Origin of the sequence: Bradyrhizobium erythrophlei (assembly GCF_042430365.1) — a bacterium.
In the GTDB taxonomy this organism is placed as follows: domain Bacteria; phylum Pseudomonadota; class Alphaproteobacteria; order Rhizobiales; family Xanthobacteraceae; genus Bradyrhizobium; species Bradyrhizobium erythrophlei.
Genome location: NZ_JBHMET010000262.1, coordinates 13518 through 22360, shown reverse-complemented (window position 1 = coordinate 22360; position 8843 = coordinate 13518). Strand labels below are relative to the sequence as shown.

The window sequence follows — 8843 nt, the reverse complement described above, 5'->3', positions numbered from 1 at the left end:
AATCGGAATGGTGGGCGAGATCATCTCGGAATGCTGGGCGACATCGAGCGGAATCCGCATCCATGCCTGTTCTCCTAAGCCAGTCCGAGTTCCCGTGAACCGCCGGTGCGCGCGTTGGTCGTAGCACAACACTATGTGTGTTTTATTCCTGCCGCGGGCCTTCGGCGGCGCGCTTTGAGCGCGAGGCGATCTCGGCCTTTTTTGGCCTCCTCGGTAGCACTCATTAACTTTCGATTGACGTCTCGTGCGATGAGCGGGCACACCTGCGGGTCCCGACCCCTGCTCAATACAGTTGATTCGAATTGTCGCGGTCGTCTTTACGGTCGGTTAATTAGGTCGCTTCGATCAGATACCGGCCGATTTTCAGCCGTCCATGGTCACGCAATGCGCGTAAGCATTACTTAACAAGCCACCTTCAGAGTTCCGCCCCGTCGAGAGATCGGCGGAGGCTTTTCGATCGCCTTCTCCCGTCCTCGATCCTTGTGCCTTTGCCGGGACTGACGGCGACCAGGATGGGAATTCATGCTCCGCGCTTGGCTTTATCATTTCGTCAGAGATCGCACGGCGAACGTCGCGGTTACATTTGCGCTCGCGATGGTTCCGACCATCTTTCTGCTGGGCATGGCGCTGGATTACACGCATGCGCAGCACATGAAGGTCAACCTCGATGCCGCCACCGATGCTGCCGCGGTCGCCACGGTGACCTCGGCGATGATGCAGCAGAGCCCGCAGGTGGCCCAGGCCACCGCGAAGAACGTTTTCAACATCACCGCGAATACTCTGGTCAACAACAACAACCTGGCGGGACAGCCGACTTTTACGGTCGCGGTCAATTGCAGCAATCCCGACCCCACGACAGGCTATTGTACTTACGCCCCCTGCCCCGGCGCGGATTCAGTCTATACTGACGCTGTCAACTCGAACAACCAAGTCGTTCGCAGCGTCCAGGTTTGCTACAACGCTGCCGCAACCAATGCCTTCCCGGGCGTGCTCAGCAAGGCGAGCTGGTCGTTCACAGGCCAGTCAGCGGCACGCAACCAGAGCGCACCCAACATCAATTTCTATCTCTTGCTCGACGACTCGCCATCCATGGCCATCGGCGCGACGTCGAGCGACATCAACACGCTGATCGCCAACACGCAAAAGCAGGTCGACTCATCCGGCACCAAAGGGTGCGGATTCGCATGCCACGAAACCAATCCTGCCGCGGATAATCTTGGTAATCCGGGCGGCGCCAATCAAGACAACTACGCTCTCGCCCGCAGCCTCAACCTCACGCTGCGCATCGATCTGGTCACGCAGGCAGTCCAATCACTGATGAATACCGCCTACCAGATATCGAACATCAATAGAAATACCTATGGGATTGCGATCTATACGTTCGATTATCAGTTGAACAGCAGCTCGCCGATCTTCGCGCCTTCCGGAAAACCCGGGGTGGTGCGAACTCCGGTGACGCCCGCCTCGACGACTAGCTACACGGTACAGACCATCCAGAATGCAGCCGCCAATATTCAGCTCATGCCCGTGTACAAAAACAACTGGCTAACATCGTCGAACAACAATAGCGACGCCGACACCAGCATCGCGGGTGCGTTGAGCGCTCTCAACAAGATCATGCCGAATCAGGGCAATGGCACCAACGTCGCTAACGATACGCCACAGGAAGTGGTCTTCCTCGTTACCGACGGCGTTGAGGATGTGAACATTTCGACCGACCCGTACACGAACTCCTGCAACAAGACTCTCACGGGCAAGCGCTGCCAGCAGCCGCTCGACCCCACGATCTGCACCACCATCAAGAACAGGAATATCCGCATCGCGGTGCTCTACACCCAATATGACGACTCGGCGCTCCATAACAGCAACGCCTGGTACGATTCATGGGTCCACCCCTACAACGGCACGTCCAGCCAGATCGAGACAAATCTGCGATCCTGCGCCTCGCCGGGACTGTACACGGAGGTTCAGACTGGAGGCGACATCACGGGCGCACTCCAGGCTCTATTCCTCAAGGTCGCGTCCGACCCCCGCCTGACTCAGTAGAGAAAGCAGTCATGACCGCCACGCACGCCGGGCCCATAACCAAACGCAGCCGCTGGCGCGCGTTCCTTGCCGACCGAAAGGGCGTAACCGCGGTCGAGTTCGCACTGATCGGCACGCCGTTCATCGCTTTGCTGGTCGCGCTCATACAGACCTTCCTGGTTTTCTTTGCCCAGCAGCTCCTGGAAACGGTGGTGATCCAATCAAGCCGAATGATCCTGACCGGGCAGGCGCAGGGCCAGAGCTTGACCCAGGCCCAGTTTGCCAACGTGGTCTGCTCCAACGTTGTGACCTTGTTCAACTGCAACAAGCTGATGATCGATGTCCAGGTTGCCGGCTCATGGACTTCCGCGAACACGGGCACGCCATCCCTGACCTTCGATGCCAGCGGAAACGTGACGAACAGCTGGCAATACAACCCTGGCAGTCCCGGCGACATCGTTGTCGTGCGAGTCATGTATCAATGGCCGGTCCTCCTCGGTCCGCTCGGCTTCAATCTGTCGAACCTCTCGAACGGCAACCGCCTGATCATGGCGTCCACGGCTTTCAAGAACGAGACTTTTATCAACTCATGATCCGGAACCTTCATCGCGTGCGGAATTTTTGGGTCGACAATCGCGCCGTGGCCGCGGTGGAATTCGCCATCGTGGTGCCGTTCATGCTGCTGCTCTATGTGGGCGGCGTCGAACTCGGGAACGGGCTGGCGATCAGCGTCAAGGTCAGCGAGACCGCCCACACGGTCGCCGACCTGGTATCACGAAACGCATGCGTCACCGACTCAGCGCTGAGCACCATGCTTGGCGCGTCGTCGGCGACGATCGCTCCCTATTCCGCCGCGAACGCGACGGTAACGGTGTCTGAAGTATCTACGGACGCCAATGGCAAGGCAACCGTGACCTGGAGCAAGGCGCTCAACGGATCCCCGCGGCCAGTCAATCAGACGATAACTTTGCCATCGGCCCTCGGCAATCCCTCGCCGGCCAACGTATCGTTGATACTCGGCGAGGTCACGTACCAATACACGCCCAACCTTGGCTATGCGATCAGCGGGACGGTCCCGATCGGCGAGAGCTATTACCTGTTTCCACGCGTTTCCTCCGTCGTGCAGTATCCGTGCAGCTGACATATTGCCAGCCGAGGCGATAGAATCGCAGGGCAATTGCGGCTAATGAAAGCCGCATGACCGGATCAAACTGACACTCGTCGTTGCCTGCGCGCTGGTCGACCCCGAAGCATCCTGATCGCGCAGCAGCCGGAAGGAAAAACGCTCGCGGGGCAGGGAATAATGATCCGCTGATCGTTCGATGCCGACCCTTCGAAATAAGTCACGACGACCTTGCTGTTCGGTCGAACCTTGATCGCCTCAAGGAATTCCTTCGCGGCGATCGCTTGCGCGTACCCCTCGCGTTGAACGGCAAGCTCATCCAGGTCCATGGAATAGGAGAGGTCGACCGCGATTTCCAGCTCGAGGTCGACGGACGCTGCATTCTCCTTGGCGTAGGTTTGCTGAGCTCCTTTTTGGGCCAGGCACCGCAGCGCGCGCGATGTTGCCCCACGTGATGGCCGCCGCCACCGCGAGCCTCGCCCCCATCGAGATACACCGGTGCATTGCTGTCCTCCCATCGTCTCAGCCCGATGGTGACATCGCAAGCGATCAGGTGAAAATGCGTATTGTCCGCGGTACTTCGAATGTCGGTTATTCGACGCGGTTTCTGAATTTGGGAGTGGCGCACGCAGGATGGATCAGACAATCACCTTGAGCAGACAAAAGACCGAAACGACGGTCGCGCTTGCAAGGACTGACAAACTGATTTGGAAGAGGTACTTCTCTTCCCTCTCTTCTACTCGTCTGCCACGGAGAGCCTCAAATGCTATGAGAAGGAGGCGACCTCCATCCAAAGGCAAGACAGGAAGGAGGTTGAACAAGCCAACAAAAAGAGAAAACCCTCCAATCAGTAGCGCCAACCTCGTGTCCAGCGAGGCAAGGGCAGACCACCCATTCGGACAAATGATCGCCCCAAGAACGATGCCCGCAACGATCAGATTGAGGAATGGTCCGGCAGCATAGATCAATGCTCGCTCCAACACCGAGGAGGTCGAGAACGAGCGACGAGCGCCGCCCTCCGAAGGCAATGAGTGGAGACTATCGAAGAGCGAACAACTGCCCCCGATCGGCAGGACCCCGAGCTTCCACCGTGTTCCGGACCGATCCGTATAGCCGACGATCTCGGGTCCAAGACCAACGCTCAAGGCCATCACGCCGAATCCGAAACTGCGTGCCGTCAAGAGGTGGCCAAGCTCATGAACGAGAAGGACCCCGAGAGCGCCGACAGCCAAGATGACCCAATCGAGATTCATGTGAATTACTCGCAGCCCTCTCTCTGGGCTTTTCGTCCTGGTTGGAAGCGGACCAGCATACGCTCACGGACGGAGCGGCCAAACGTCCGTTTGGCCCACGGCTCGGCAGGTAGAAGTCGTGCTTTCCCTAGTATCTCTTTGGTACTACCACTTTTAATGCTCCGTTTACAATCAGCTCTATCTGGCGGGACGCCACCCTGGACCGATCCGGGAAGCGGCGTGTTGGGTCCATGCGCGGCGCCCGTTCTTCGCCATGGCCGATATCGAAGAGAATGCGCGTTACAAGGCCACCGGCAAGAAGGAGATCCCGCTCTCGCCCATCGCGGTCGAGGTCGTGCGACGGATCGATGCGCTGTTCGAGATCGAACGCTCCATCAATGGCAGGAGTGCCGAGGAACGCGTTCAAGTTCGGCAGACGCTGAGCCGGCCTCTGAGCGCCCTGCCCTCAGGCGGCTCAGCTGCGCGGCCTCTCGCGCCGTAATCCGCTCCGCAACCACATCCCGCAACACGTGAACCCGGTCGATCTCCGTTCGGCTCATCGACAGCACCGTCATCACACCAAACTCCCAAGGCACCGCGCCTGGGAAAAAGTGACATGTCTAATGAGGAGAGGTGTGACCCTTTAAACGGGGTTCTACAGAAGTGAATCGCATATTGGCAGTTATGGAATGTTTGGCCTCCCAGCTATTCGTGGAGCGCTGTCTTAGACGGAGCGCCCTTCGCGCGGAGGCATACTGTACCTATGGGGATCACCGGGAACGCCGGTGCCACAGCGAAGAAGCTTGCCCTGTTCATACAGCTCCAAACAACACGCCTTGACGCGTCGTTGGCTGAACTTGTCCTCCCAGTGCAGGATTTCCGCGATATCGGTTGCGGTTAGCTTTAGTTTGCGCTTCCGCCTCATAAAATCTAGGATTTCGTCAGAAAACGTCATACCCCCTCACAGATGAAAGCCCGATATTCGGGCATAGCGAGATCCGTGGAAGGATTGACCCTTTTGGGGTTGAAGATTCACAGATGTCAGCCACGTCGACACGGTCCTTGGCTTCCGGACTGCCGAATAAACGCGCACGGGCCTTGCGCGAGAGCGCACCGCGATATCGATGCGCATGCAGCATTGCTGCGCCCACGATTGATCGCACCTAAAACATCTCCAACTGAACAATGCCATCTTCCGTCTCACCGCGTGCGAGCAACATGCGAGCCGCCAACTCGAACTCGGCCCGGTGCTTTTGCAGATAGCTGAGGGCCTGATTTTTAGTGCTAAATGTCGTTCTCAGCCGGCACATTTGCCTGGTCGACCCGATCGCTAGAGAAAAGTCGACGCTTTGTCCCCTGCCAGCTTCGGATTGGGGCGTAATCCGAATACCCTTGGTCATGTGAGCTTCTCCGAAGCAAGACTATCCGATCGGCTCGGAGTGCACGCTCGACCATTGGAAGTCAACGGGACCATGGCCCCGTCGCCAATGAACAGCATCGAGATCTGAACAGCGGAACGGATCGGCCGCGGGGCTCACGAACGAACGCTAATGCCTTGGCCGAGTGGATCAAACATGAGTGCCGCCTGAAGAAACAAGTTCGGCATTTGTGAAAACTTCGCTAGCCATGTGACGATGATTATCTAGCGGAGAGCGATCCGCCGCCTTACCAGCCCACGATGTTGTAGCCTGGATCCTAGGCAATCTTTGATCATCGAACTCCATGCTCCCTTCATCGGGTAGAGGCGTCGACTTCTCTGATGTCAGGGTAGTAGCGCGAGTGAGTCATGCAGCTCTCCCAATGCAGGCGGGAGGCGCGCGGAAGAACGATCCAGCTGACCTGTGCTGAGCAACATACTCTACGAGACATTCGATACCCGGCACTGAACTTGTCGTACCGCATTCAGCAAAATCGTCCTCAAGTCCGACGTGAGGAAAATCTACTTCTTCCGACGCTTGCAGGAGTGCTTGGTCCTGAACGGACCGCAACACGCTCGCCACTCAGCCGCCCAGCTTCTGATCTACAAGAACAGCCGGTCAGCCGCCTTGTCGAGCCGCAGCCCTTCGGATGCGCTCGCGCCATATAGATGCCCCATCAATTCACCCGATGCGCGGTAGATTTTGGTTCCCTTGAGCTCGTACAGCAACTTGCCCGTGAGGTCGAAAATAGCTGGACCGATCACAAGGCCGACGTGGACCCCCTTACTGTTGTATATGTCGTGTTTCACGCGCGTCCTCCTTGGTCGAGAACCCGCGGCGAATGCTGCGCTCATTCGCTGGCAATAGCGAGGGAAATCGATCAGATTCGCCTTATCGGGGCGGCTTCAGCTCGCCATCACACCAGGCCAACACTTCGGCATTGAGCGGATCTGCGGCGGTCTGCGCTTGATGAACAAGCCCGCATTTCCTGCATCTTAATGTCCAATGCTCGAAGCCGGGTCTTCCTGTCACAACATGCAGCACTTCCATGGTGCCTTGGCACAACGGACACCGCGGCCGTACAGTTTCGCGCGCCGAGAGTTTGTTCGTGAGTTGCGCGTCGGACATGCGACACTCCCTGTTTGTGGCGGGAGCTCAACACTCCACTCACCGATGGATGCCAGTGACTGAGCGGCGATGCCCAATCGCCTTACACCCAAGACGCATTGGCGTGCGTCAAAGAGTGCACAGATGAAGCTGCTATCTCTGTTTCCGGAAGTCAATGCTGCGCAGGATGATGCCCGGCGGCGTGCCCTCGAGCTCGGTCGCTCGGTATTTGTCGTCGGCGCAGGCTTCGATACGCTCGCGCAGCCGTATGAACTGCGCTTCGCGCTGGCTCTCTTTCGCTCGGACGACACCATCCAGCTCATCCATGGCGGAGGTTGAGACCGCGCAAGGAATCTCCCTCTCGCCGTCGAGCATCGAGAACAGGACGACCATCCTGTCGTATTCATAGCCGATGAAGTGACCGGGCGTCAGCGTCATGTCTCCTACTCCTTGCACGTGACGCAGCGACCAACGTCTCAGCCCGGCTCGGTGAGCCGGGTAAAATCCTCAAGGATGGCCGCGACGAGATCGCGATGCCTTGTGTCTTCCGGCGCCAGTCCTGCGGCGTACAGTTTCAGGACGTAGCGCGCCTTGGTGGCCGCCTCCGGCCACGACGCGGCGGGGGACGACAGCAGGTGATGTTCGATCTCGGCTCGACGCTCCCGCAGCTCCCTCGCATGGGTCTCGACCTCGGCCAGGGCACGACGGAGGTCGGTGGCCTTCTGCGCCGCCATGCCGCGGTGACTATCGAGGTCGAGCGGGTCGTCAGACATTGGAGGCGCTTGCATCAATGCGTTGCGCATCGGCGAGATCGACCGAGCCGATCGAGACCATCTCGGTCACAAGCCCGCGCGAACCCTTTGCTGGAACGATGATCATGGTGGCGATGCGCCGAAACACCTCGAATGAGAGTCCCTCGATCGTCTCCTCGTCGGTGATGACGTCGTACTCGCCGGCGGGCAACAGGCGATCGATGCCTCTGATCCGGAAGGGGTGCTTGAAGGTAACGACTTCGCGTCGGGAACGGACGGTCATGCGCGCCTGCCTTTCACGAATGCCTGCGCTGGCGCTGCCTAGAGGGCAGCATGCGCCCGTTCAGCCGCAATAGCTATCGCTTTCTTGCCGAGCGGCGAATGGAAGCGGTTCCTTGTCGCGTGCTGCGTGCTTCTGCCGCGGCCGGCGCCAGGCGCTTTAGCGCTCGCTATCGTCGGATTATCGGCGTACGGTCGGGGATCGCCGCAATCCCCACGGCATTCACCGGTGACTGAGCGCCCGCGCGCGCCCGCCGCAAAGAAGCAGGAGCATTCCTTGCGGCAATTTCGCCTGGCCGAGTGGATCGTGCCCCCCGTCATCGTCCCACTGTTACTTCTTATCCTGGTACTCGCTGCGGCCATCTTCCATGCCTAAAGCACTTTCCAGCGAAGTGGATACGGGTTCGCGCAAGGAAAACGCGGCAAAGCAAAGACGGCGCGCCGGCTCCAAGCGGATACAACTGAAATACTTGGTCGGCGGCAGCTACGAAGGATCTCGCGAAAATCTCGCCCGCATCACGGCAGCGGCCGCGCTAAGGAAGGCGAGGCAGCTTCTGCAACAAGGCTACACGGATGTGAGGATCTGCACCCCACGCGGGCAGGTCCTGTTACCCGACGAATTCGATCGTCTCGAGAAACAGGAGAAGACCGACATCGCCAACGTCGCGCGCAGGGCGGGCCGCTGGTGATCTCCTATTGGCCCAGCGCCGCCCGGTAAGGTCCGTGATGCCTTTAATGTTTCAATCGAGTAGGTTCAAAAATGAATGCGGCTCTGAAAAGCGCTTCAGTTTCTGTACGAACCTCAATTGCGACATCCTCTCGCTCGTCGAGGGGCGGAAGATCCTTAGCTAGGCCGATCAGCGACTTCGCGGCTTCGATCTCGGCCGCCCTCTGATCGGGCAGGTCA

The 8843-nt window shown here is 58.7% G+C and carries 12 protein-coding genes and 1 pseudogene; 5 read left to right on the top strand and 8 right to left on the bottom strand.

Translation table 11 applies throughout. The features are described from left to right. Positions 1-522 precede the first annotated feature (522 nt). From ACFFWD_RS40140 to ACFFWD_RS40130, 3 genes are read left to right on the top strand one after another with little or no spacing between them, the layout of a single operon-like run. On the top strand, positions 523-2046 hold the full coding sequence (locus ACFFWD_RS40140; protein ID WP_376974924.1) for a TadE/TadG family type IV pilus assembly protein: 1524 nt from the start codon (positions 523-525) through the stop codon (positions 2044-2046). Between the two features lie 11 nt (positions 2047-2057). After that, the gene (locus ACFFWD_RS40135) at positions 2058-2618 is read left to right on the top strand and encodes a TadE/TadG family type IV pilus assembly protein (RefSeq protein ID WP_376974923.1); all 561 of its coding nucleotides are present in this window, start codon (positions 2058-2060) and stop codon (positions 2616-2618) included. Positions 2619-2665: 47 nt separating this feature from the next. Beyond that, complete coding sequence (locus tag ACFFWD_RS40130; RefSeq protein ID WP_376974922.1) at positions 2666-3166, top strand: TadE/TadG family type IV pilus assembly protein; 501 nt, start codon at positions 2666-2668, stop codon at positions 3164-3166. 65 nt (positions 3167-3231) lie between these two features. Here the strand turns inward: ACFFWD_RS40130 and ACFFWD_RS40125 are convergent, their stop codons facing one another. Both ACFFWD_RS40125 and ACFFWD_RS40120 read right to left on the bottom strand, forming a co-directional pair. Beyond that, complete coding sequence (locus ACFFWD_RS40125; RefSeq protein WP_376974921.1) at positions 3232-3666, bottom strand: DUF1194 domain-containing protein; 435 nt, start codon at positions 3664-3666, stop codon at positions 3232-3234. Positions 3667-3786: 120 nt separating this feature from the next. Further along, a complete protein-coding gene (locus ACFFWD_RS40120; protein ID WP_376974920.1) occupies positions 3787-4401 on the bottom strand; it encodes a site-2 protease family protein in 615 nt (204 codons plus the stop codon). Between the two features lie 166 nt (positions 4402-4567). Between ACFFWD_RS40120 and ACFFWD_RS40115 the strand changes: the two are divergent. After that, positions 4568-4834, top strand: a pseudogene (locus tag ACFFWD_RS40115) (IS66 family transposase); the annotation flags it as partial. A 709-nt stretch (positions 4835-5543) separates the two neighbouring features. Here the strand turns inward: ACFFWD_RS40115 and ACFFWD_RS40110 are convergent. The 5 genes from ACFFWD_RS40110 to ACFFWD_RS40090 all read right to left on the bottom strand — a co-directional run bounded on the left by ACFFWD_RS40110 (position 5544) and on the right by ACFFWD_RS40090 (position 7940). Next, positions 5544-5780, bottom strand: a complete 237-nt coding sequence (locus tag ACFFWD_RS40110) for a hypothetical protein (RefSeq protein WP_376974919.1) — start codon at positions 5778-5780, stop codon at positions 5544-5546. 620 nt (positions 5781-6400) lie between these two features. After that, complete coding sequence (locus ACFFWD_RS40105; RefSeq protein WP_376974918.1) at positions 6401-6607, bottom strand: hypothetical protein; 207 nt, start codon at positions 6605-6607, stop codon at positions 6401-6403. A 451-nt stretch (positions 6608-7058) separates the two neighbouring features. After that, positions 7059-7343: a DUF1488 family protein gene (locus ACFFWD_RS40100; RefSeq protein ID WP_376974917.1), complete on the bottom strand. Its 285-nt coding sequence runs from the start codon at positions 7341-7343 to the stop codon at positions 7059-7061. Between the two features lie 38 nt (positions 7344-7381). Continuing rightward, entirely contained in the window at positions 7382-7678 is a 297-nt protein-coding gene (locus tag ACFFWD_RS40095; RefSeq protein ID WP_376974916.1) for a hypothetical protein, read from the bottom strand. Continuing rightward, positions 7671-7940: a hypothetical protein gene (locus ACFFWD_RS40090; RefSeq protein WP_376974915.1), complete on the bottom strand. Its 270-nt coding sequence runs from the start codon at positions 7938-7940 to the stop codon at positions 7671-7673. Before ACFFWD_RS40090 ends, ACFFWD_RS40095 begins: the two co-directional genes overlap by 8 nt. 364 nt (positions 7941-8304) lie before the next feature. Between ACFFWD_RS40090 and ACFFWD_RS40085 the strand changes: the two genes are divergently transcribed. Further along, positions 8305-8625: a hypothetical protein gene (locus ACFFWD_RS40085; protein ID WP_376974914.1), complete on the top strand. Its 321-nt coding sequence runs from the start codon at positions 8305-8307 to the stop codon at positions 8623-8625. 43 nt (positions 8626-8668) lie between these two features. Here the strand turns inward: ACFFWD_RS40085 and ACFFWD_RS40080 are convergent, their stop codons facing one another. Beyond that, positions 8669-8794 carry a hypothetical protein gene (locus ACFFWD_RS40080; RefSeq protein ID WP_376974925.1) on the bottom strand — a complete coding sequence of 42 codons (126 nt, stop codon included), beginning with the start codon at positions 8792-8794 and terminating at the stop codon, positions 8669-8671. Between the last annotated feature and the right edge of the window lie 49 nt (positions 8795-8843).

What these genes read in the sequence shown, in the direction of transcription:
- ACFFWD_RS40140 (WP_376974924.1), top strand. Translation starts at nt 523, where the DNA reads ATGCTCCGCGCTTGGCTTTATCATTTCGTCAGAGATCGCACGGCGAAC.
- ACFFWD_RS40135 (WP_376974923.1), top strand. Translation starts at nt 2,058, where the DNA reads ATGACCGCCACGCACGCCGGGCCCATAACCAAACGCAGCCGCTGGCGC.
- ACFFWD_RS40125 (WP_376974921.1), bottom strand. Translation starts at nt 3,666, where the DNA reads ATGGGAGGACAGCAATGCACCGGTGTATCTCGATGGGGGCGAGGCTCG.
- ACFFWD_RS40120 (WP_376974920.1), bottom strand. Translation starts at nt 4,401, where the DNA reads ATGAATCTCGATTGGGTCATCTTGGCTGTCGGCGCTCTCGGGGTCCTT.
- ACFFWD_RS40110 (WP_376974919.1), bottom strand. Translation starts at nt 5,780, where the DNA reads ATGACCAAGGGTATTCGGATTACGCCCCAATCCGAAGCTGGCAGGGGA.
- ACFFWD_RS40100 (WP_376974917.1), bottom strand. Translation starts at nt 7,343, where the DNA reads ATGACGCTGACGCCCGGTCACTTCATCGGCTATGAATACGACAGGATG.
- ACFFWD_RS40095 (WP_376974916.1), bottom strand. Translation starts at nt 7,678, where the DNA reads ATGTCTGACGACCCGCTCGACCTCGATAGTCACCGCGGCATGGCGGCG.
- ACFFWD_RS40090 (WP_376974915.1), bottom strand. Translation starts at nt 7,940, where the DNA reads ATGACCGTCCGTTCCCGACGCGAAGTCGTTACCTTCAAGCACCCCTTC.
- ACFFWD_RS40085 (WP_376974914.1), top strand. Translation starts at nt 8,305, where the DNA reads ATGCCTAAAGCACTTTCCAGCGAAGTGGATACGGGTTCGCGCAAGGAA.